This is a genomic window from Vibrio sp. TBV020 (genome assembly GCF_046056895.1).
Lineage (GTDB): Bacteria > Pseudomonadota > Gammaproteobacteria > Enterobacterales > Vibrionaceae > Vibrio.
This window is the reverse complement of record NZ_JBEEAQ010000003.1, coordinates 696,989-719,510: the sequence shown is the minus strand read 5'-3', so window position 1 is coordinate 719,510 and position 22,522 is coordinate 696,989. Positions and strand designations below refer to the sequence as shown.

The following is a 22,522-nucleotide window of genomic DNA, read 5'->3' as shown; positions in this document are numbered from 1 at the left end:
ACACTCTATAATACGACCCCTTAAATTTAATGCTCACGCCAACTCGCTTGTGGAGACCTTATAGTGATCAGAAATTTCGCTGAATTAGAGTTAGACCCTAACCTACTCCTCGCCATTGAAGAAATCGGTTATGACCGCCCGACCCAAATTCAGGCTGAAGCCATCCCTCAAGCGCTAGATGGCCGTGACATTCTTGCATCTGCTCCGACAGGTACAGGTAAAACAGCTGCATTTGTACTGCCAGCGCTTCAATATTTGCAAGACTTTCCTCGCCGTAAGCCTGGGCCTGCGCGAGTATTGATTTTAACGCCAACACGTGAGCTAGCAATGCAGGTCGCAGACCAAGCGCGCGCATTGGCAAAACACACCAAACTCAATATCTTTACCATCACTGGTGGTGTGCAATATCAAGAGCACGCAGACATCCTAGGTAAAACTCAAGATATCGTAGTAGCAACTCCAGGTCGCCTGATGGAGTACATCAATGCAGAACGTTTTGACTGTCGTGCCATTGAGTGGCTAGTCCTAGATGAAGCTGACCGCATGTTAGATATGGGCTTTGGCCCAACTGTTGATCGCCTTTCAACTGAGTGTCGCTGGCGTAAACAGACGCTACTATTTTCTGCAACACTTGAAGGTAAAGGTGTTGAAGGCTTTACTGCAGATCTACTAAAAGATCCCGCTGATATTGATGCAGAACCTTCACGTCGTGAGCGTAAGAAAATCGCTCAATGGTATCACCGTGCAGATGATATGAACCATAAACTTGAACTGCTTAAGAAGATCATCACAGATCAAGCCGAGCGTTCAATCGTGTTCTTAAAAACCCGCGAGCGCCTTGCTGAGCTACGTACTGAACTTGAAAAGGCACAAATCCCTTGCGCATGGATTCAAGGTGAAATGCCACAAGATCGTCGTAACAATGCTATTGCACGTTTCCGTGATGGTACGGTGAACGTACTACTGGCTACCGACGTAGCAGCACGTGGTATCGACCTTCCTGACGTAAGTCATGTCATCAACTACGATATGCCTCGCAGTGCTGACGTTTACCTTCACCGCATCGGACGTACAGCCCGCGCAGGTAAAAAAGGTAATGCCATTTCTCTTGTTGAAGCGCACGATCAACCAATGCTTGATCGCGTCGCTCGTTATGTAAAAGAAGACATCAAAGAACGCTTTATTAAAGAGATGCGCCCTAAACACAAGAAGCCAGTGTTTAAGAAAAAGAACAAGAAAAAAGACGACAAAAAGAAAACAGCCGCTAAAGGCAAGAAGAAAGTCGCTAAGAAGAAAAAGTAATCTCTTGGTTTAAATAGTATGAATAAGGGTTGATGTGAGAGCATCAACCCTTTCTTTTTTCTGTGAAGACCACACTGTAAAGCTCATCTAGTTCACGGCCCACTTTAAGAGATTCCTTACTCACTCCTTCGTCGCTCTATGGAATGACGGCCTAAAAAAATACCGCCTTAATACGGCGGTATTTATAACAACTGAGATTATCACTCCATCTTCAAAGCATTTGTTGTGAGAGCAAGGCGACAAGTAAACTCAACCTTGGGAGCGTAGTACGCTACGTGACTAAGGTGAGTTTACGCAGTCAACGCCGCTATCGCAGCAAAGGCAAAGAAGATTAGTGTTCGCGAGTCGCGCGGAACTCAACCTCTGGAAAACGCTCTTTCGCCAGATTCAAGTTCACCATCGTTGGCGCGATGTACGTCAGGTTATCACCACCATCAAGCGCTAGGTTGGTTTGGTTCTTGCGCTGGAAATCATCTAGCTTCTTACCGTCTGAACACTCTACCCAACGAGCTGTCGCAACGTTAACACCTTCGTAGATTGCTTCTACGTTGTATTCCGCTTTCAGACGAGCAACAACTACATCAAACTGAAGCACACCTACCGCACCTACGATAAGGTCATTGTTTTGCAGTGGACGGAATACCTGTACTGCTCCTTCTTCTGAAAGCTGAACTAGCCCCTTCAACAGCTGCTTTTGTTTCAACGGATCTTTTAGACGAATACGACGGAACAGTTCTGGAGCAAAGTTTGGAATACCAGAGAACTTCAGTGCTTCACCCTGAGTGAAGGTATCACCAATCTGAATTGTGCCATGGTTGTGCAGACCGATAATATCACCTGCGTATGCGTTTTCTGCACGAGCACGGTCACCAGCCATGAAAGTTACCGCATCAGAGATACTCACGTTCTTACCTGTACGAACATGGTTCATCTTCATACCTTGCGTATAAGTACCTGACACGATGCGCATGAAAGCAATACGGTCACGGTGCTTAGGATCCATGTTTGCTTGGATCTTAAATACAAAGCCTGAGAACTTATCTTCCGTCGCTTCAACTTCACGCTCAACCGCTTGACGTGCTTTTGGTGCTGGTGCCCATTTAGTTAGGCCATCTAGCATGTGGTCAACACCAAAGTTACCCAGTGCAGTACCAAAGTAAACAGGCGTCAGTTCACCGGCTAAGAAAAGTTCTAGGTCAAACTCTGGACATGCGCCCATTACAAGCTCAAGCTCTTCACGAACGCTTTCTGCTAGGTCTGCACCAACTTTTTCATCAAGCTCAGGGTTATCTAGACCTTTGATGATACGCACTTCTTGAATTTCATGGCCATGGCCAGATTCATACAGGATCGTTTCATCACGATGGATGTGGTAAACGCCTTTAAACTCTTTACCACAACCGATAGGCCAAGAGATTGGCGCACACGCCATACCTAGCTCGCTTTCAACTTCATCTAGAACTTCCATTGGGTCACGTACATCACGGTCCAATTTGTTCATGAAGGTTACGATTGGTGTATCACGTAGACGCGTTACTTCCATTAGCTTACGAGTACGGTCTTCGACACCTTTCGCTGCATCTATAACCATTAGACATGAGTCAACCGCAGTCAAAGTACGATAGGTATCTTCCGAGAAGTCTTCGTGTCCTGGAGTATCAAGTAGGTTTACAAGACAATCATTGTAAGGGAACTGCATTACAGAGGTTGTTACCGAGATGCCACGCTCTTTCTCCATCTCCATCCAGTCAGATTTCGCATGTTGAGCAGAGCCACGACCTTTTACAGTACCCGCTTTTTGGATTGCGTTTCCGAATAACAGTACTTTTTCTGTAATAGTGGTTTTACCCGCATCTGGGTGCGAGATGATAGCGAAAGTTCTACGCTTAGAAACTTCGCCAAGAAAAGGAGTATTTGACATGAAAGGGTTCTTCTTCTGTCTATGAGCTACTTTGAGCGAGTCACAACTCTAGCTCTAGCGGTTCGATTCAATTTTGCGCGGTATTTTCGCTTATATTGCTCTATGGGGCAACTTCATCAACGAAATTGGTGTAAAAAGAGTATCTATGACGTTACAAATTAAAATATCAATAAATATGGGCTATAACTAAAGGAGTAGAAGGAACTAATCTCAACTATGCCTGAAAGCAAAAAAATTAACTCATTAGCTTTTCGACAAGCTAAAACAGTTTTCCTCGTATCAGTAATTTTGGGGATATGTTTTAGCTTCTATCATATTTTGGTGGATGTTCATCAGGAGCAAAAGCGCATTGAAGAGCATTACCAGTTTAAGCTTCTGCAGAATTATTCGAACGCCAGTCAAGCGGCCTACCACCTAAACCAGCTTCTTGCTGAACAGGTGGCTTCAAGCTTGATGATGGATAACGCCGTCTACAAAGTGCAAATCATTGATGACTTTGGCGATACCCTCACCGAGCGAGAACGCAATATCTCCCAACAGAGTGATTTTACCGAAGCGTTATCGAGTTACTTGACGCCTACGTCCCCCATATACACGACTGACCTTCACCAGCCTAACTCTCATGTTGTTGTTGGAACATTAAGCTTTTCGGTGAATGGCGCTTATATAGCTAAAGACTTTATCGCTAAAACAACACAGATCCTTCTGTTCGATCTATTTCGAAACATTCTTCTGACGTCGATTTTGTTGCTGTTCTTTTATCAGAAATTATCCAAGCCCCTTGTGACATTGATTGAATGGGTGCGTTCTCTACAAAACAACGACAGCGATGCTCCCCCACCAACCCTATATCGAGATGATGAGCTCGGGCACCTTGCCCAGACGTTCCATACGCTTTGGAAAGATAGAGAAGCTGCAGAAGTTCAGCTCAACCAATTGGCTTATTATGATTCATTGACCGGACTCGCCAATCGCAGCCTTATGCTACAAATGTTGGAAGAAGAAATTGTCCATGCAAATAAGGACAATCAAGCTGGGGCACTCTTCTATCTAGACTTAGACCGATTTAAAACGATTAACGACTCACTTGGACATACCATTGGTGATAACCTGATTAAGGCGATATCGATGCGGGTCGAAGCATGGCTACAAAGCGACTTTACCGCAGCGCGCATCGGCGGTGATGAATTTGCCATTTTACTGCCTAATACAAATGTCGATAAGGCCCATGAGCTTGCACAGCAGCTTTTGGCTCTGATCTCCAATCCATATTCAATTGATGATCACCAACTATATTGCACCGTAAGTGTTGGCATCGCAGTATTCCCATCTGTTGGCAGCACCAACATTGACGTACTTCGCCAAGCTGATACCGCGCTTTACCGAGCCAAAGTCGCAGGTAGAAATAAGTACATGTTTTATGAGCCAGAAATGCAGGCTCAAGTTGAGTCATTTTTGGAGATTGAGAAAGGGCTTCACGAAGCGATCAATAAAGGCCAGTTAGAACTCTACTACCAACCTCAAGTCGATGATAAACATAATATTATTGGTGTAGAGGCACTAATCCGTTGGAATCACCCAGATAAAGGATTGTTACCCCCTGGGGTGTTTATGCCTATTGCTGAAGAGACTGGACAAATACTTCAAATCGGTAATTGGATCATTGAACAAGCCTGCTACCAATATGCAAATTGGAAGAAGAATGACCTTTTACCCAGCACATTCCGTCGCTTAGCCATAAACATCAGTCCATTACAGTTCTCACAAAGCGCATTCGTTGAACACATTGTTGACTCTATGGCCCAAGCAGGTATCAATGGAGAACACATCGAGTTAGAGATCACTGAAAACTTACTACTTGAAAACGTAGAAGGTGCAATCCAAAAAATGACCGAACTGAAAGAACACAACTTGAAAACGTCGATTGATGATTTCGGTACGGGTTATTCCTCACTTCGCTATCTTAAGCATCTTTCAGTTGATGTTTTAAAAATCGATCGCTCCTTCGTCACGCAGTTACACTTAGATGAAAGTGATCAAGCCATTGTCGATACCATCATTATGACGGCGAAAAGACTCAATCTAGAAGTGATAGCAGAAGGTGTAGAAGATGCCTACGAGCTGCAAGCATTGAAGCAACTCGGTTGTGACCAATTCCAAGGTTATCTTTTCGATAAACCACTTCCGGCATCAGAGCTCAAACAACGTTTTGAAACGAACTACTACCCCATAGAAGAGCCTACAGTGATTAAAGCCGTGCAAAAATAATCGCTATCTAGAAGAAGATGTAACTCATAATAATTGCATCTTCTTTACCCGTCTGAGTTGGGTAATAGTTGATGCGTCGGTCGACTTCATTGAAGCCCACTGCTTCGTACAAACCTGCTGCACGAATATTACTTTCTCTCACCTCTAACCAGGCACTTTCAGCTTTGGCTTGCTCACACATTGTTAAAAAGCCTTCGATGAGCTGCTTACCATACCCTTTGCCCTGCTCATTAGGATCGACCGCTATGTTGAGTAGCGTCACTTCACCAACAATATTCTGGGCGTAAAAGTATCCGACAACCTTGTCATCTTTCATCAGTACATGATGACATGCGCCGCGACTATTGATATCGCGAATTAGTGTTTGTGACCAAGGGTGTGTATGTGCTCGAGTCTCAATCGAAAAAACAGAATCCAAATGAGATTCTGATAAAGAATGTAATGTCATATTATTTTAATGCTTGTATTTGCTGCCAAAGGGCACGCTTCTCGGCTTGATTTCCGTCGATCTCGGCTAAGCTTGGTGAATGCAACACTTTATCACTCAGACCTGACTGGCTGTCACACCCTGCGAACCAAGCCCATTCTAAATCCTCAGCGCTTAGCTGAGAAAGTAGTTCTGGAGAAAGGTGGCGAGTATCCTCAAGCGTTAGATTAATGGTCTTAAGAATATTCTCAAACAGCGTTGCTGTCGTCCCACTAGGCAGCTGCGGTGAAACCAAAAGCAACTTACATTCCACGGGCAGGCGGATCCCTTCAGCGCTATAACCTTGCAAGCGGTCTGGATGGGATAACTGGTAAGCTTGAATCCCCATTTCATGTAAGTAAGTCAGTTCTTGGTTCGACATATTTGGTAGTTCACGAAAATAAAAAGCGGTGTCATGCTAACACAAGCAGACACCGCTATTACATGATTAAAGACTAAGAGTGAGTTAGAAGCTCGCTTTAACAGCGTCTGCGATTTTTAGCGCAGAGCTTTGTACCAATTCAGCGTCTTCACCTTCCACCATAACGCGAATCAAAGGCTCTGTACCTGATTTACGTAGTAGTACTCGACCTTTATCCCCTAGTTCAGCTTCAACTTCTGCAGTCGCTTGTTTTACCGCTTCTGCTTCAAGTGGGTTTGACTCACCTTCGAAACGGACATTTTCCAATACTTGCGGGTAAAGTGTCATACCTTGAGATAGGTCATGTAACGACATGTCGCTACCAACTACCGATGCGAGCACTTGCAGTGCTGCGACAATCGCATCACCTGTCGTCACTTTATCTAACAAGATGACATGACCAGAGTTTTCGGCACCAATCTTCCAACCTTTAGCCAGAAGTTGTTCCATAACATAACGGTCACCAACAGCCGCACGAGTAAATGGAATACCCAATTGTTTCAGGCCATTTTCCATGCCCAAGTTAGTCATTAGCGTACCAACAACACCTCCTTTCAGTTCTCCACGACGTAGTGCATCACGAGCAATGATATAAGCGATTTGGTCACCATCAATCTTGTTGCCAAGGTGATCAACCATAATAATACGGTCACCATCACCATCAAACGCAAGACCAAGCTCAGCACCTTCTTCTACAACGCGTTTTTGGAGAGCACGAACATCCGTCGCACCAACTTCATGGTTGATATTAGTACCGTTTGGTTCAACGCCCATTGCAATGACATCTGCACCTAGCTCGCTAAATACTGCTGGGGCAATGTGGTAAGTCGCACCATGTGCACAGTCGACAACAATCTTCTTACCAGCAAGACTTAGCTCTGATGGGAATGTGCTCTTACAAAACTCAATATAGCGACCTGCAGCATCGTTTAAGCGACTTGCTTTACCTAGTTCAGCTGATTCAACACATTCGATTTCTTTGTCTAATTCAGCTTCAATCGCGAGCTCAATATCATCAGGTAGCTTTGTACCTTCAGAAGAGAAGAATTTAATGCCGTTATCGTAGTATGGGTTATGTGAAGCAGAAATCACAATCCCCGCTTCTGCGCGAAATGTTTGAGTCAAATAAGCAACGGCTGGTGTTGGCATAGGACCAGTGAATGTTGCTTTAAGACCAGCTGCTGCAAGGCCTGCTTCTAGAGCAGATTCGAGCATATAGCCAGAAATACGAGTGTCTTTACCAATGATGACTTTCTTTGTACCCTGCTTAGCCAGCACGCGACCTGCTGCCCAACCTAGCTTCAAAACAAAATCAGGCGTAATAGGGTATTGTCCTACTTTGCCACGAACACCATCGGTACCAAAATAACGTCTTTTCTCTGACATAGTTATTCCTTTATATTTTTTATAGCTCTCAATGGTTCTCTTTGACCATTGAGACAATTCTTATAGCATCAAGCGTTTGTTCGAAGTCATGAACACGAATAATTTGCGCACCTTTCATTGCCGCGACTGTTGCACAACTGACGCTCGCAGCAACACACTCTGCCGGCGCTTTATCAAGCAACTTAAACAGCATCGATTTACGCGACATTCCAGCCAGAATAGGCAAACCAAATTGATGAAACGCTTCTAAATGCGCAAGCATATGATAGTTGTGTTCAAGCGTTTTTCCAAAGCCAAAACCAGGATCAAGAATAAGTTGCTCACGTTTGATACCCATTTGCTCACAAGCATCAATCCGCTCTTGAAGGAACTCACCGACTTCTTTCAATAAGTCTTCATAATGCGGGTTCGTTTGCATCGTGCGAGGCTGCCCTTGCATGTGCATCAGGCAAATAGGCAATCCAGTTTCCGCAGCTACTTCTAACGCTCCTGGCTCTTGCAGTGCACGAACATCGTTAATAATGTCTGCGCCTGCTAAAGCGGCCTGACGCATTACTTCAGCTTTACTGGTATCAATTGAAATCCATACATCATAGTGCTGACGAATAGCTTTAATTACAGGAATGACACGTTGTAATTCTTCTTCTAAAGCCACATCTGGAGCGCCGGGGCGAGTTGACTCACCACCGATATCAATAATCGTAACGCCAGCTTCGATCATGCACTTAGCCTGTTCGAGTGCGTTTTCTAATGTATTGAATTTACCGCCATCAGAAAATGAGTCAGGTGTAACGTTAAGGATCCCCATAACTTGGGGATTGGATAAATCGAGAGATTTATTGTTGGCTTTCAGTATCATAATAAATGCAAAAACCCCGAGTTTCCCCGGGGTTTAGTCTTAAACATTGAATTACTCAGAGTCTTTCTTCTCTGGCGCTTCTACTGTAGTTTCGTCAGAAGATGCTTTTTCTTCTGCAGGTTTCTCTGCAGATTGCTCTGGAGCCACTTCTTCAGCTTTTGCTTCTGGTTTAGCTTCAGGCTTGTTCGCATTATCACCCCAGCCTGCTGGCTCGCGAATCTCTTCTTTACGATCCATTAGGTCATCGATTTGGCCTGCATCGATAGTTTCATACTTCATCAACGCATCTTTCATTGCGTGCATGATATCCATGTTGTCTTCAAGGATCTGCTTAGCACGAGCATAGTTACGGTCGATGATTTGGCGAATCTCAGTATCAATCAGCTTAGCAGTATCATCGGACATATGTTTAGTCTGTGTAACGCTGCGGCCTAGGAATACTTCACCTTCTTCCTCTGCATAAAGAAGAGGACCTAGTTTTTCAGAGAAGCCCCATTGCGTTACCATTTTACGAGCAATATCAGTAGCACGTTCAATATCGTTAGACGCCCCCGTTGATACTTTGTCTGCACCGTAGATTAGCTCTTCAGCAAGACGACCACCGTATAGGCTTGAAACCATAGACTCAAGATGTTGACGAGACATGCTCACACGATCTTGCTCTGGTAGATACATAGTCACACCTAGCGCTCGGCCACGTGGAATGATCGATACCTTGTACACTGGATCATGTTCAGGAACTAGACGACCAACAATTGCGTGACCGGCTTCGTGGTACGCTGTTGACTCTTTCGTCTCTTCAGACATAACCATTGAACGGCGTTCTGCACCCATCATGATCTTATCTTTAGCCAGTTCAAACTCAACCATAGATACATTGCGCTTGTTACCGCGAGCAGCAAACAAGGCCGCTTCGTTAACTAAGTTAGCAAGGTCTGCACCCGAGAACCCAGGCGTACCACGTGCGATTAGAGATGGCTCTACGTCACCTGCTAGAGGAACTTTACGCATGTGTACTTTAAGGATCTGTTCACGACCACGTACATCTGGTAGACCAACAACAACTTGACGGTCAAAACGGCCCGGACGCAATAGCGCAGGGTCAAGTACGTCAGGACGGTTAGTCGCAGCGATAACAATAATACCTTCGTTACCTTCGAAACCATCCATTTCTACTAGCATTTGGTTAAGTGTTTGTTCACGTTCATCGTGACCACCACCAACACCAGCACCACGCTGACGACCTACTGCATCGATTTCATCGATGAAGATAATACAAGGTGCTGCTTTCTTCGCCTGCTCGAACATGTCACGCACACGAGATGCACCAACACCAACAAACATTTCAACGAAGTCAGAACCTGAAATAGTAAAGAACGGTACTTTCGCTTCGCCAGCAATTGCCTTAGCAAGTAATGTTTTACCAGTACCAGGAGGACCAACCATTAGAACACCCGTTGGAATCTTACCACCCAGTTTCTGGAAGCGGCTCGGGTCACGTAGGTAATCCACCAGCTCTTTTACGTCTTCTTTTGCTTCGTCACAGCCTGCAACATCAGCAAAAGTGGTCTTAATTTGTTCTTCGCTCATCATGCGAGCTTTGCTCTTACCGAAAGACATAGCGCCTTTACCGCCGCCGCCTTGCATTTGACGCATGAAGAAAATCCACACACCAATCAGTAAGATCATAGGGAACCAAGAAATAAAGATAGTACCTAGTAGGCTTTGCTCTTCAGGAGGTGTGCCTTGTACTTTCACATTTTGGTTAATTAGGTCATCAAGGAGCTTTTGGTCGTAGACTGGCATGTAAGTAACATAACGCGCGCCGCCGCCACGACGAGTGAAACTAATCTCACCGTCTTTAAAAGTTGCTTCCTGAATCTGGCCTTGGCCAACTTCCTGTACAAACGTGGTGTAATCCACCGCTCTGCCATTGCTCTCTCCAGGGCCAAAGCTCTGGAAAACCGACATCAATACGACAGCGATAACAAGCCACAGAATTAAATTTTTTGCCATGTCACTCAAGGTGTCAGCCTCTCGATAACTAATTGTAATTAAAGGTAGGGTACTACAGTTTATAACCTGTAGCTATAGTGTTAACCAGGCCATTAAAGACCAAAATAGTTAACCTTTGTAACCAGTGGCTACAACGAAGACTTCTCGGGAGCGAGCTCGCGATGAGTCGGGTTTTCGGATTTTCACAGCTTTAAACATGTCACGAACTTCTTTCACAAATTGATCGAAGCCCTCACCCTGGAAAACCTTTACAACAAAGCTACCATTAGGTGCTAGAACTTGTCGACACATATCTAAAGCCAATTCAACTAAATACATAGCGCGAGGCTGATCAACAGAGTTATTGCCAGCGATATTCGGCGCCATATCTGACATTACCACGTCCACCATTGAAGGCTGGATACGTTCAAGTAATGCTTCAAGTACCGCATCATCACGGAAGTCACCTTGTAAAAAGCTAACGCCTGCAATTGGGTCCATCGGAAGAAGGTCACATGCAATGATCTGTCCTTCTTCACCTATTATCTTAGCAGCATATTGAGACCAACCACCTGGAGCCGCACCAAGATCGACAACAGTCATACCAGGTTTTAGCAATTTATCTTTGGTTTGGATCTCTTCAATCTTGAAGTAAGCGCGTGAACGATAGCCTTTTTTTCGTGCTTCGTTAGCGTACTTATCATCAAAATGCTCTTTCAACCAGCGGCCAGAACTGGCCGAGTGTTTCTGTTTACTCATTGGTTTCCTAATAGATAGAGGGAACAACTAACCCAATAAATTATAGTCTTCAGGGTTAGATGGCGTTAAAATGGTATTTTTCAACCCTTATATTAAAGAAAATTGGCCGCGTAATGAACCTAAGCACTAAACAAAAGCAGCATCTAAAAGGCCTAGCGCACAGTCTAAAACCTGTTGTGCTTATGGGCGCTAACGGACTAACTGAAGCTGTTCTAGCGGAAATCGAAATTGCTCTTGACCACCACGAGCTGATCAAAGTGAAAGTTGCGTCTGAAGACCGTGACACAAAAAACTTGATCATTGAAGCTATCGTTCGTGAAACAGGCGCAGAAAAAGTACAAGTAATTGGTAAAACTCTTGTGCTATTCCGCCAAGGCGAAGAGCGTAAAATCGAATTGCCACGTAAGTAATCTTACGTCAATTAGGCAATAAAAAAGGTCGCTAATGCGACCTTTTTTGATATCTGTGCAATAGAAATAATAGCTTAGATATACTCTACGCTATCAATTTCGAAGTCACGGTCACCACCTGGGGTAGAAATAACGACTTCGTCACCTTCCATCTTACCGATTAGACCACGTGCGATTGGCGAGCTTACTGAAATACGGCCAGCTTTGATGTCCGCTTCGTCGTCACCAACGATCTGGTAAGTTTTCTCTTCTTCAGTGTCACAATCAATTAGAGTCACTGTTGAGCCAAAGATAACTTTACCTGAGTTGTCCATCTTAGTTACGTCAATCACTTGCGCTACAGACAGCTTGTATTCAATATCACGAATCTGAGCTTCACAGATACCTTGCTCTTCACGAGCAGCGTGGTATTCCGCGTTCTCTTTTAGATCGCCAAGCTCACGCGCTTCAGCAATAGCTTCAGAAATCTGTGGGCGAAGCTTTAGTAAACGGTCTAGTTCTACACGCAGCTGTTGTTCGCCACGTAGTGTCATTGGGACTTTTTCCATGATGTACCTCTTTGCCAAAGCTACCTTTGGACAAAACAAAACTACCCAATCCGTTGGATTAGGTAGTGTATTAACTAACGATTTCTTCTAGTGTAAACAAACTTGGCAACTAAATCACCTTAATTCCATCCGTCGGAAAAAAGTGAGATCGCTGTCTAATTAAACAATCAAGCAAAACACTTCAAAAAAACCTAATTCAACTCTTTAGGCGTAAAAAAAACTAAAACTTCTGTTAATTACAACTCAATCAACTAGCCAATCAAAGCCATAAGAATCAGACACTTGATATTTTTTTACCATAAATAAAACAGTGTTCATAATTGCCTTTTATATCGTTTTACTACCTCACTGTGGAACTTTAGCGGTACAACATTGCTCACCGATTACTCATTCGGGAATCATTGATATTTCATAATTTTGACACAAGTCTCATATATGAATATTGATTCACAAGAGTAATGAGTAGAGGATGAACCATACGTGAGTCATCACTCGCAAAAACAACTATTTATGGACAGTAAATTAGGACTAATAAGATGAACAAAACTCTGATTGCTCTAGCAGTTTCAGCTGCAGCAGTGGCGACAGGCGCGGTAGCGGCTGACGGTAAACAAGCAGGCGGTATCGAAGGTACTTCTGTATACAGCTCAAACGGCAACTCTCTAGAGATCGGTGGTCGTGCTGAAGCTCGTCTATCTCTTAAAGATGGTAACGCACAAGACAACTCTCGTGTACGTCTAAACTTCCTAGGTAAAACTCAAATCACTGACAGCCTATACGGTGTTGGTTTCTACGAAGGTGAGTTCACTACTGCTGACTCTGATGCGTCAGCTACTGACAATGGCTCAGATATCGACCACCGTTACACTTACGCTGGTATCGGCGGTGACTTCGGTGAAGTGACTTACGGTAAAAACGACGGCGCGCTAGGCGTTATCACTGACTTTACCGATATCATGTCTTACCACGGTAACTCTGCTGCAGACAAAATTGCTGTTGCTGACCGTACAGACAACATGGTTTCATACAAAGGCCAATTTGCTGACCTAGGTCTAAAAGCAAGCTACCGCTTCGCTGATCGTACAGATTCTACAACTGACACTGGTTACGACAACAACGAGCAAGATGGTTACTCTCTATCTGCTATCTACGCTCTTGGCGAGTCAGGTGTTAAACTAGGTGCTGGTTACGCTGACCAAGACCTAGCAAACGAATACATGCTTGCTGCGTCTTACCGCATCAGCGACTTCTACTTCGCTGGTACTTTCACTGACGGTGAAAAAGCTGCTGACAACGTTCGTCGTTCTGTAGATTACACAGGTTACGAATTCGCAACTGCGTACACGCTAGAGAAGACAGTATTCACAGCAACGTACAACAACGCAGAAACTAACGATGAAACTTCTGCAGACAACGTTGCAATCGATGCGACTTACTACTTCAAGCCTAACTTCCGTACTTACATCTCGTACAACTTCAACCTAATCAGTGAAAATGACAAGATTGGTGGTACATCTCTAGTAAACGGCACAGCATCTAAAGCAGACGCTGAAGACGAACTAGCAATCGGTCTACGTTACGACTTCTAATTTATGGCTTAATGTCATGAATCTAAGACGCCCGCTCTCTAGCGGGCGTTTTTTTTACTCGCTATACTGAATCCTCTCGACTCAATAGTGACTCTATAACTATGCTTCTGTCTTTACGATTGCTTTCTCTCGCCTTATCTTTCTTGATTATACCGCTGCAAGCCTTAGCTTACGCTCCATTGAATGAATTACCTCAAGGCAGCCGAGCAGCATTAAAAATCCAAGGCTTAAGTAATAACAAAAGTTATGTCACGACAGAAAATCAAAACCAACTATTTCCACCTGCCAGCACACTAAAAATCGCTACTGCTCTCGCGGCAAAGTTAGAGCTTGGCGATGAATTTCGTTATCAAACCCATTTGCTACAATCTGGCAACGATGTTGTCATCCAATTTAGTGGTGACCCAACACTAACAACCGAAGATCTAAAGCAGCTTCTAACTACTAGCGGCATCAAGAAAATTGATGGTAATCTATGGTTAGACAATAGTGTATTCACAGGCTACGACAGAGCCGTCGGATGGCCGTGGGATATTCTTGGCGTTTGCTACAGCGCACCAGCTAGCGCGATTACTCTCGATGAAAACTGTGTACAAGCCTCAATTTATACCCAAGATGACGGCAGAACTCGTGTATATGTTCCTGAGCATCAACCAATTTATGTCACAACTCTTGCCACAAGTGTCTCTAAAAACGCGCAAGAGAGCCTTCAGTGTGATTTAGAGCTACTGACCTCACCAGATAACCACTACCAACTGCAAGGGTGTCTACAGCATCGCAGCAAGCCATTACCGCTAAAGTTTGCAGTGCAAGATCCTTCCCTTTATACCCAGCGTGTTTTATATACCTTGCTCTCTCAGCTAAACATTGAACTCACTGGTAGCATAAAAATTGGGGCAATGACTTCCAAGGGGAAGCGCTTGGCAACTCACGAGTCAGATGCTCTGCCTGAACTGCTCGAAGTCATGCTACGTAAGTCAGATAACCTGATTGCGGATAACCTAACTAAAACCATCGGTGCTCATTTTTATATTCAACCCGGCAGTTTTGATAACGGCACGAAAGCAATCAAGCAGATTCTATTTGCTAACACAGGTATCGATATAGAGCATACTCCGCTTGCTGATGGGTCCGGCCTATCACGCAACAATCGCTTTACGAGTCAAAATATGGCAGCTGTATTGCGCTATATTTGGCAGCATGATGATGAGTTAGAGCTCATATCGTTGATGCCTACTTCTGGTATCAATGGCACACTAAAATACCGCCGTAGCATGCGCAAAGAGCCAATCAAAGGTGAGATTACGGCTAAGAGTGGTTCACTATACGGTAGTTCCAATATGGCAGGCTTTGGCTTAGATAAACAAGGAAAGCCAAGTACTCTATTTGTACAGTTCGTCGCTGATTACCACCCCCCAAAAACAAAGAGCGACAGTAAACCTACCGTCGCTCCAATTACACAATTTGAAACCTTGTTCTACAAAGATGTTGTGAAGTTCAGTCAGGCAATACCTAAGAAGTAATTCACGACTGTAAAATAGATCCACATACCCGAGATATCAACGATAGACGCTAACACCGGACTCACTAGAACTGCTGGGTCCAATTTAAAGGCTCTTGCTAAAATAGGCAGCAATCCACCTAGTGTCGTCGACATCGTCACTTGAATAAATAAAGCGACTGCTATAGCCAGTGCAATGGTATTGAGTTCAAAACCACCTGTCGCGCTGTCATCGCTAAATAGTAAGATACGTCCGATGATCACCAATGAAATTGCCAGAGCCAAACATATTGCGACTCGGCTTTCTTTCCAAAACACAGCGAGCCATTGACGCTTACGCAACTCTCCAGTCGCTAGAGCTCGTATAACTAACGTTGCAGCTTGTGTTCCTGTGTTTCCTCCTGCTGCGGCGATAACTGGCATGTATATCGCCAACAATACCAGTTGGCTGAGTGTATCTTCATACTGAGCAATAATAAGCCCAGAAACGATTCCTAACAGCGCTAGAGCGATAATCCAACCAATACGCTGTTTTACATGTTCAATTACTGAAGTATCAAGATAACTACTTGGGGTTTCTACTTCGGAATGAATCAATCCAAGCTGATGAGCATAATGCCGAGCTAACTTATCATGCCCTTCAATTTCCAGTGCTGATATCAACTGCTGTACGTAACCAATAGAGCAGTGGTGAAGTATAGCCACTGCCTCCTCAACAGGCATTACCGTTAATAGGTGTACTTGTTGAGTTTGCTCATAACGCAAAAATGCATTGCGAGCTGCCCCTATCTCTTCATTCGAAAAGTGAGGTGTGTTTTCAATGTAAGTATTGCTCATTACCGTCATGGCGAATCTCCCGATTGGCAATAGGTAACGACCATCAAATAACAACTAACCAGAAGACGTGATCGTGAGGTGCAATTAGTCATTGACTAACCACTCACACTAAAAGTTTTCAGTGAAGGTAGCTGAGTATTTAATTACTAGTTTTCATGGAGAAAAATGAGAGAAATCAGAGAAAAGTGGATCGCTCTACCACATGGGTAAAGGCGAAAGTGACAATACCGATGAGGTTTATTTTTCTCCCTTGATACTAGGAGGATGGTCGATATTGTTCATAAAAGTCTCCGAATAAACTGCTTTAGTAGCAGCGCGAGAATAGTAACAAACTCGGATAGGAAAATCAGTCAATTTTAGGCAAAGATGAATAACATTTGACCGAGCTATCAGTCTAGTTATAAACATAAAAAAAGCGCCTAAAAAGGCGCTTTCATTCACAGTATTTTCTATAACGTAGCCGTTACTATTTAATATCTTTACTTAATAGTAATACGAGCAAACTTGCGTTTACCTACTTGGAATACGTAAGTGCCTGCTTCTGGTGCAAACTTAGAGTCAGCTACCTTTTCGCCATCAATTTTTGCTGCGCCTTGTTTTACCATGCGCATCGCTTCTGACGTTGAAGCACACAAACCCGCTTCTTTTAGAATGTTGCTCACTGGAAGACCAGCATCAAATGCAAACTCTGGCATTTCGTCAGGAATTTGATTCTTAGCGAAACGATTTACGAACTCTTGCTCTGCTGCATCAGCATCCGCTTCAGTGTGGAAACGTGCAATGATCTCTTTCGCTAGTGCTACTTTCACATCGCGTGGGTTTTTGCCTGCTTCTACACCAGCTTTAAGATCTGCGATCTCTTCTAGAGGACGGAAAGAAAGCAACTCGTAGTAGCTCCACATCAGTTCATCAGAGATAGACATGATCTTACCGAACATCTCGCTCGGCGCTTCACTCACACCAATGTAGTTGTGAGCTGACTTAGACATTTTCTTCTCGCCATCAAGACCAACAAGAAGTGGCATTGTCAGTACAACTTGAGGCTTTTGACCGTGTGCTTTTTGTAGTTCACGACCCATTAGTAGGTTGAACTTCTGGTCTGTACCGCCAAGCTCAACATCCGTTTCCATTGCTACTGAGTCATAACCTTGTAGGAGTGGATACATAAACTCATGGATAGCAATTGGCTGGCCGCCTGTGTAGCGTTTTTTAAAGTCATCACGCTCAAGCATACGAGCAACTGTCTGGTTAGCAGCTAGGCGAATCATACCCTCAGCGCCTAACTCAGATAGCCACTCAGAGTTAAATTGAATCTTAGTCTTTGCTGGGTCAAGAATCTTAAACACCTGCTCTTTATACGTCTCAGCGTTGCGCAAAACGTCTTCACGAGTCAGTGGTGGACGAGTCGTGTTTTTACCAGTTGGATCTCCAACCATGCCAGTAAAGTCACCGATTAGGAACGTCACATCATGACCTAGCTCTTGAAAAGCACGTAGCTTGTTCAAAATAACTGTATGACCTAGGTGAATATCAGGAGCAGTTGGATCGGCGCCCAATTTGATGCGTAGAGGACGACCCTCTTTCAATTTAGCAATCAGTTCTTCTTCTGGAATTAATTCGTCAACACCGCGCTTAATCTCGGCTAGTGCAGCTTCAATGCTCGCCATTCTTGTTCACTCCCACAGATTTGGCAAAAATTTGTTAGTTTGCCATCTTACTTGAATAGCGATGCTTTTTGAAACCAGTTAGACTAAACAGCTTAGCTTTTTTATTGAATTTTTTAGAACGGACATAAGATGTTGTCGCTTTTCGCTCGACTTCCATGGATTCACCGAGCTCTTATCGCCTTTTTTAGCGCCATTATTGTTGTCGCGCTGTTTCTTCCTGCCCCTAAAGATCTTCGCCAGGAAGAGAATAACTACCAAGTTGGCAAAGCTTACCCACTGGCCATTAATCAAGAAATCATTTCTGAGCAGCAGGCAATTCCTACGCTTGCCGTCCTTCGATGGGAAAAACATACCATTGGTTCTGGCGATAGCATGGCACTGCTTTTCCAACGGGCTGGATTATCTTCTCGACTTCTTTACGAGCTCACGTCTACTAACAAAGAGATTGAACGTCAACTAACTCGAGTCAGACCTGGTGACTCTTTCCAATTTGGCTTTGATTCAGACAACCAGTTAGTTCAAATTAAGCGCCAACTCAGCCCCTATGAAGCCTTCTTAGTCACTAAATCAAGCGACGGTTACACCTCTACCATCGATAAAAAAGAAGTCCACTTCCAATACAACTATGCGGAAGCAAACATCACCTCTAACTTCTGGAATGCGGGGATAAATGCTGGTTTGACGGCTAACCAAATTATGGAACTTGCCGGGATCTTTGGTTGGGATATCGACTTTGCGCTCGACATTCGTAATGGCGATAGCTTTCGGATTCTTTACCAAGAGAAAGTAGTTGAAGGTGAAGTCGTTGGTCGAGGAAAAATCATTGCCGCTATCTTTACTAACCAAGGTGATACTTTTACTGCCGTTAGAGATGACAAGACTGGCAACTACTATGACGAAAACGGCAGAGCAATGAAGAAAGCATTTCTACGCTCTCCACTCGATTTCCGTCGCGTAAGCTCAAACTTTAACCCTACACGTCGCCATCCAGTAACAGGCAAAGTGAGAGCACACCGAGGTACCGACTATGCTGCACCAGTAGGCACACCTATTTGGGCCGCTGGTGATGGTATCGTACAAAAATCGAGTTACAACCAGTTCAACGGTAACTACGTTTTTATCAAGCACAGCAATACTTACATTACCAAGTATCTCCACTTGACCAAACGAACAGTAAAGACCGGACAACGAGTCAAGCAGGGCCAAACCATTGGTACACTGGGTGGAACAGGACGCGTAACAGGTCCTCACCTTCACTATGAATTCTTAGTAAATGGGGTACACAAAAACCCACGAACGGTTAAGTTACCTCAATCTAAGTCTCTCACTGGAAAAACAAAGGCGACGTTTATCGCTAACGCTAAAATCAGATTAGAGAAGTTAGAACGATATGGTGAACTACTAGCTACACCATAACTTCTAAAAGGGTTAAAAATAAAAGCCCCGCCAAGTACGGGGCTTTATCTTTATTCCGCTTCAATTACGGTATTGGCTTGCTCTTCCACTTTGTGTTGTCGGCCCAACATCAACAAACATGGTGTAAGCACTAAGGTCAGAACAGTAGCAAATGCCAAACCTCCAGCAACTGCCGTAGCAAGCTGTGACCACCATTGCGTACTTGGTGCGCCAAACTCAATCTTTTGATTGATCAAGTCGATATTCATCTCTAGCACCATTGGTAATAAGCCAAGAATTGTTGTCACCGTCGTCAACATTACAGGGCGAAGACGCTGCACACCGGTACGCAAAATTGCTTCCCGTTTATCTAGCCCACGCTTCAGCAATTGATTGTAAGTATCGATTAATACAATGTTGTTGTTCACCACGATGCCCGCTAAGGCTATAACGCCGATACCCGACATCACGATGCCAAATGGCTTTTGAAATACCAACAGACCAACAAATACACCTACCGTTGAAAACAGCACGGCACTGAGGATCAAAAACGCTTGGTAGAAGCTATTAAACTGAGTGATCAATATCAGCGCCATAACAACTAAGGCAACTAAGAAAGCATTCTGTAAGAACGCTGAAGAGTTTTCTTGCTCTTCATTTTGCCCGCGAATCTTAAACTCAACGCCTGAAGGTAAATCCAATTGAGCCACCGCATCTGTAAGTTTGGGTAGCTCTAACGCTAAGTTATAGCCCTCTTTTATATCTGCCATAATGTTGATCACTCGATGACCATCAATACGGCGAATAGTGTCCTGCTTATGGTCAGGGACGATATTGGCAAAGTTAGTGATCGGAACAAGACCAGCAGGCGTTTTAACCCTTAGCTGATCAAAACGGCCGATATCTCGTTTCTCTTCTGGGTAGCGAACCAATATATCCACTTCTTCTGTTGCGTCATCAGGTAAGTAATCACCGATTTTAAGACCATTGGTGACAAACTGAACCGTATTACCAACCAATGTTGCATCCGCAGCAAAACGAGAAGCGTCATCACGGCGAATATCAATCTGCCAATCAATACCTTCTTTGCTTGAAGTATCACTGATATTGGTAAACGCTGGATAGTTGTCCGCCCACTTTCTTACTAACTTAGCAGCAGCATCAAGTTCTGCAGGCACTCTAGACGACATTTCAATCACAAGATCATGCTCAACCGGCGGCCCGGCATCAGGAAACTTGTACTCGATCTCTACTCCTGCATAGTTGTCAGTTTGTTGTTTGAGCTCTTCAATAATGTCTTTTACTTGGCGTCGATATTGCCAATCAACAGGCGTGATTTGAATTTGCCCAATCTCATCATCACCTCCAGTACGAGTGTAAACACTTTCAAACTCATCATGGCCAAGCATGACCGCTTCAATGTCTCGCATTATGACGTCTTTTTCATCCAGAGATAGGTCACCATAGGAACGTACTTTTACAGTAAAGAAAGGAGGATCAACTTCTGGGAAAAACTCTGCCCCTAACCCAGCTTTGGCATAAGTAAATCCAACTGCGATCGCCAACAAAATAGCACTCATCAAAATCTTCAAAGGGTGCCTGATAGCAATATCTAAAGTCTGGAAGTAAAGCTTGGTTATCCCGGTCGCTTTAGAAAAATCACCATCATGGAGTGCGACCATTTTCTCGCGCTGAGCTTTAGTTACATGCTGAGGTCGACCGATCAAACTACCGAGAACTGGCACAAGCAATAGCGCCATAGCTAGAGAAGCCGTCAATGTCGCAATCAGTGTTAACGGTAAGTATTTCATAAACTCACCCGTGACATCTGGCCAGAATAGTAACGGAGCAAAGGCTGCCAAGGTGGTTGCTGTGGAGGCAGTGATCGGCCAAGCCATGCGTTTAGCCGCGTCTCGGTATGCTTCTCGTCTTGGCGTGCCCTCTTGCATCCGCCTATCTGCAAATTCAGTAACAACGATGGCACCATCCACCAGCATTCCCACCGCCATGATAAGCGAGAACAGTACGACGATATTGACCGTTAAACCAAACACTGAGAGGACAAGTAAGCCAGTAAGGAAAGAACCTGGAATCGAAACGCCTACAAGAAATGCCGTTCTCACACCCAAAATCGCAATGATCACGATCACCACCAAAATAATGGCTGAAAGAATGTTATTTTGTAGATCGTTGAGCATCACTTTTACGTCTTTCGACTGATCCCAAGTGTACTTAACCAGCAAATTGTTTGGCCAATCAGGACGCTTTTGCGCTTCTTCGAGTACCAACTTAATCAAGTCAACGGTTTCAATGATGTTCTCACCAGCACGCTTCTTGACATCCATAACAACAGCAGACTTACCATCAAGTCGTGCATAGCTTTCTGGATCACGAAAAGCACGTCGAACCGTCGCCACATCCCCAAAAGTAATAACTTGCTTGCCATCGACTTTGACAGGCAGATCCAACACGTCTTTCAGCGAATCAAAAACAGAAGGTACTTTGACAGAAAATCGGCCATAGCCAGTATCAACAAAGCCAGCCGCTACGACACGGTTATTCAATGCGATAAGGTTGTATATGTCAGCTTGATCGAGTCCATAGCTTTCCATCAGTAGCGGATCTACAATGATCTCAACGATGTCTTCTCGATCCCCGGCAATGTCGACTTCTAAGATCTGACGGTAGCTTTCAAGTTTATCTCTTAGCTGTCGGGCAATATGAACAATCGTTCTTTCAGGCACAGTACCATAGAGCACCACAGATAATGCGGGCTCTTCTGAAGCAAGCGTAACCTCATTTACAGTTGGCTCGTCACTGTCACTTGGCAGTTTGGGCTTGGCTAAATCAACCGCTTCACGTACATCAGCCATCGCTTTATTCAGGTCAACACCGACACTGAACTCTAGCATCACAGAGGCATGACCTTCAGAGGCCGTAGAGGTCATCTCCTTCACGCCTTCGATCGCTCTAAGTTCCTGTTCTATTGGCCTAACAAGAAGGCGCTCAGCATCATTGGGCGAAATCCCTTGGTGACCAACTGACACGTAAATGATCGGTATCGTAATATCAGGGCTCGATTCTTTTGGAATCGTGATGTAAGTGCCTACCCCTGCTAATAAAATGAAAATCAGCAACACCATCATGGTACGAGTTCTAGACAATGCGGCATCAATCAATGCAAACATAATTGTGCCT

The 22,522-nt window shown here is 44.3% G+C and carries 17 protein-coding genes; 6 read left to right on the top strand and 11 right to left on the bottom strand.

Going from position 1 to position 22,522, the window contains the following annotated elements; all coding sequences use genetic code 11:
- The first annotated feature begins 63 nt into the window (after window positions 1–63).
- Window positions 64–1,302, top strand: a complete 1,239-nt coding sequence (gene srmB, locus AAFX28_RS11330) for an ATP-dependent RNA helicase SrmB (RefSeq protein ID WP_408687745.1) — start codon at window positions 64–66, stop codon at window positions 1,300–1,302.
- A gap of 331 nt (window positions 1,303–1,633) precedes the next feature.
- Here the strand turns inward: srmB and prfC are convergent, their stop codons facing one another.
- On the bottom strand, window positions 1,634–3,223 hold the full coding sequence (gene prfC / locus AAFX28_RS11325; RefSeq protein WP_408687743.1) for a peptide chain release factor 3: 1,590 nt from the start codon (window positions 3,221–3,223) through the stop codon (window positions 1,634–1,636).
- A gap of 216 nt (window positions 3,224–3,439) precedes the next feature.
- On the opposite strand from prfC, the gene AAFX28_RS11320 reads away from it, so the two are divergent.
- Window positions 3,440–5,491, top strand: a complete 2,052-nt coding sequence (locus tag AAFX28_RS11320; protein ID WP_408687741.1) for a putative bifunctional diguanylate cyclase/phosphodiesterase — start codon at window positions 3,440–3,442, stop codon at window positions 5,489–5,491.
- A 7-nt stretch (window positions 5,492–5,498) separates the two neighbouring features.
- On the opposite strand, the gene rimI is transcribed toward AAFX28_RS11320, so the two are convergent.
- The 6 genes from rimI to rlmE all read right to left on the bottom strand — a co-directional run bounded on the left by rimI (window position 5,499) and on the right by rlmE (window position 11,377).
- Window positions 5,499–5,939, bottom strand: a complete 441-nt coding sequence (gene rimI, locus AAFX28_RS11315; protein ID WP_408687739.1) for a ribosomal protein S18-alanine N-acetyltransferase — start codon at window positions 5,937–5,939, stop codon at window positions 5,499–5,501.
- A gap of 1 nt (window position 5,940) precedes the next feature.
- Window positions 5,941–6,339, bottom strand: a complete 399-nt coding sequence (locus AAFX28_RS11310) for a DNA polymerase III subunit psi (protein ID WP_408687737.1) — start codon at window positions 6,337–6,339, stop codon at window positions 5,941–5,943.
- Between the two features lie 84 nt (window positions 6,340–6,423).
- Entirely contained in the window at window positions 6,424–7,764 is a 1,341-nt protein-coding gene (gene glmM / locus AAFX28_RS11305) for a phosphoglucosamine mutase (protein WP_408687735.1), read from the bottom strand.
- Between the two features lie 28 nt (window positions 7,765–7,792).
- Entirely contained in the window at window positions 7,793–8,623 is an 831-nt protein-coding gene (gene folP / locus AAFX28_RS11300; protein ID WP_408687733.1) for a dihydropteroate synthase, read from the bottom strand.
- A gap of 51 nt (window positions 8,624–8,674) precedes the next feature.
- The gene (gene ftsH, locus AAFX28_RS11295; RefSeq protein ID WP_408687731.1) at window positions 8,675–10,639 is read right to left on the bottom strand and encodes an ATP-dependent zinc metalloprotease FtsH; all 1,965 of its coding nucleotides are present in this window, start codon (window positions 10,637–10,639) and stop codon (window positions 8,675–8,677) included.
- 108 nt (window positions 10,640–10,747) lie between these two features.
- Complete coding sequence (gene rlmE / locus AAFX28_RS11290) at window positions 10,748–11,377, bottom strand: 23S rRNA (uridine(2552)-2'-O)-methyltransferase RlmE (protein WP_408687729.1); 630 nt, start codon at window positions 11,375–11,377, stop codon at window positions 10,748–10,750.
- A gap of 113 nt (window positions 11,378–11,490) precedes the next feature.
- On the opposite strand from rlmE, the gene yhbY reads away from it, so the two are divergent.
- On the top strand, window positions 11,491–11,787 hold the full coding sequence (gene yhbY, locus AAFX28_RS11285; protein WP_053441182.1) for a ribosome assembly RNA-binding protein YhbY: 297 nt from the start codon (window positions 11,491–11,493) through the stop codon (window positions 11,785–11,787).
- 74 nt (window positions 11,788–11,861) lie between these two features.
- On the opposite strand, the gene greA is transcribed toward yhbY, so the two are convergent.
- Window positions 11,862–12,335, bottom strand: a complete 474-nt coding sequence (gene greA / locus AAFX28_RS11280; protein WP_053441181.1) for a transcription elongation factor GreA — start codon at window positions 12,333–12,335, stop codon at window positions 11,862–11,864.
- A 536-nt stretch (window positions 12,336–12,871) separates the two neighbouring features.
- On the opposite strand from greA, the gene AAFX28_RS11275 reads away from it, so the two are divergent.
- Window positions 12,872–13,924: a porin gene (locus AAFX28_RS11275; protein ID WP_408687727.1), complete on the top strand. Its 1,053-nt coding sequence runs from the start codon at window positions 12,872–12,874 to the stop codon at window positions 13,922–13,924.
- Window positions 13,925–14,025: 101 nt separating this feature from the next.
- Entirely contained in the window at window positions 14,026–15,447 is a 1,422-nt protein-coding gene (gene dacB / locus AAFX28_RS11270; protein WP_408687725.1) for a serine-type D-Ala-D-Ala carboxypeptidase, read from the top strand.
- Here the strand turns inward: dacB and AAFX28_RS11265 are convergent.
- Window positions 15,426–16,271: a magnesium transporter gene (locus tag AAFX28_RS11265; protein ID WP_408687723.1), complete on the bottom strand. Its 846-nt coding sequence runs from the start codon at window positions 16,269–16,271 to the stop codon at window positions 15,426–15,428. The two genes, dacB and AAFX28_RS11265, sit on opposite strands and share 22 nt — an antisense overlap.
- Before the next feature lie 470 nt (window positions 16,272–16,741).
- Window positions 16,742–17,929, bottom strand: a complete 1,188-nt coding sequence (gene tyrS, locus AAFX28_RS11260) for a tyrosine--tRNA ligase (RefSeq protein ID WP_408687721.1) — start codon at window positions 17,927–17,929, stop codon at window positions 16,742–16,744.
- A 129-nt stretch (window positions 17,930–18,058) separates the two neighbouring features.
- On the opposite strand from tyrS, the gene AAFX28_RS11255 reads away from it, so the two are divergent.
- Complete coding sequence (locus AAFX28_RS11255; RefSeq protein ID WP_408687719.1) at window positions 18,059–19,345, top strand: peptidoglycan DD-metalloendopeptidase family protein; 1,287 nt, start codon at window positions 18,059–18,061, stop codon at window positions 19,343–19,345.
- Window positions 19,346–19,395: 50 nt separating this feature from the next.
- Here AAFX28_RS11255 and AAFX28_RS11250 read toward each other — a convergent pair whose 3' ends face one another.
- A complete protein-coding gene (locus AAFX28_RS11250) occupies window positions 19,396–22,512 on the bottom strand; it encodes an efflux RND transporter permease subunit (protein ID WP_408687717.1) in 3,117 nt (1,038 codons plus the stop codon).
- Between the last annotated feature and the right edge of the window lie 10 nt (window positions 22,513–22,522).

Bases quoted from the DNA above. Each gene is read 5' to 3' on its own strand.
- yhbY (WP_053441182.1), top strand. From the start codon at position 11,491: ATGAACCTAAGCACTAAACAAAAGCAGCATCTAAAAGGCCTAGCGCAC.
- AAFX28_RS11250 (WP_408687717.1), bottom strand. From the start codon at position 22,512: ATGTTTGCATTGATTGATGCCGCATTGTCTAGAACTCGTACCATGATG.
- AAFX28_RS11265 (WP_408687723.1), bottom strand. From the start codon at position 16,271: ATGACGGTAATGAGCAATACTTACATTGAAAACACACCTCACTTTTCG.
- rlmE (WP_408687729.1), bottom strand. From the start codon at position 11,377: ATGAGTAAACAGAAACACTCGGCCAGTTCTGGCCGCTGGTTGAAAGAG.
- glmM (WP_408687735.1), bottom strand. From the start codon at position 7,764: ATGTCAGAGAAAAGACGTTATTTTGGTACCGATGGTGTTCGTGGCAAA.
- AAFX28_RS11275 (WP_408687727.1), top strand. From the start codon at position 12,872: ATGAACAAAACTCTGATTGCTCTAGCAGTTTCAGCTGCAGCAGTGGCG.
- rimI (WP_408687739.1), bottom strand. From the start codon at position 5,939: ATGACATTACATTCTTTATCAGAATCTCATTTGGATTCTGTTTTTTCG.
- AAFX28_RS11255 (WP_408687719.1), top strand. From the start codon at position 18,059: ATGTTGTCGCTTTTCGCTCGACTTCCATGGATTCACCGAGCTCTTATC.
- folP (WP_408687733.1), bottom strand. From the start codon at position 8,623: ATGATACTGAAAGCCAACAATAAATCTCTCGATTTATCCAATCCCCAA.
- tyrS (WP_408687721.1), bottom strand. From the start codon at position 17,929: ATGGCGAGCATTGAAGCTGCACTAGCCGAGATTAAGCGCGGTGTTGAC.
- AAFX28_RS11310 (WP_408687737.1), bottom strand. From the start codon at position 6,339: ATGTCGAACCAAGAACTGACTTACTTACATGAAATGGGGATTCAAGCT.
- ftsH (WP_408687731.1), bottom strand. From the start codon at position 10,639: ATGGCAAAAAATTTAATTCTGTGGCTTGTTATCGCTGTCGTATTGATG.
- greA (WP_053441181.1), bottom strand. From the start codon at position 12,335: ATGGAAAAAGTCCCAATGACACTACGTGGCGAACAACAGCTGCGTGTA.
- prfC (WP_408687743.1), bottom strand. From the start codon at position 3,223: ATGTCAAATACTCCTTTTCTTGGCGAAGTTTCTAAGCGTAGAACTTTC.
- dacB (WP_408687725.1), top strand. From the start codon at position 14,026: ATGCTTCTGTCTTTACGATTGCTTTCTCTCGCCTTATCTTTCTTGATT.
- AAFX28_RS11320 (WP_408687741.1), top strand. From the start codon at position 3,440: ATGCCTGAAAGCAAAAAAATTAACTCATTAGCTTTTCGACAAGCTAAA.